A 259-nucleotide genomic window follows, 5' to 3' on the forward strand; every position below is an offset into this window, starting at 1 on the left:
GTTGATAGGTCTGGTGTGGAAGCGTGGCGACACGTGGAGCTGACAGATACTAATCGGTCGAGGACTTATCCAATAATGAATCTTCATACGTTTCTATCACGCATTATCTAGTTTTGAGAGAACCATCTCAAATGTGAACTAAGATACTCTGATAGAGAATCCGATGTTCAAGCCATTTTCTAGAAAATGGCCTATATATAGTCTGGTGGCGATAGCGAAGAGGTCACACCCGTTCCCATGCCGAACACGGTCGTTAAGC

General features: G+C 44.4%; 1 rRNA gene. It reads left to right on the forward strand.

The annotated features are described in order from the left end of the window. Positions 1–201 precede the first annotated feature (201 nt). Positions 202–259: ribosomal RNA gene (gene rrf, locus SAY88_RS26215) — 5S ribosomal RNA — on the forward strand; the annotation flags it as partial.

The organism is Halalkalibacter flavus, assembly GCF_036663575.1.
Classification (GTDB): Bacteria; Bacillota; Bacilli; order Bacillales; family Bacillaceae_D; genus Halalkalibacter; species Halalkalibacter flavus.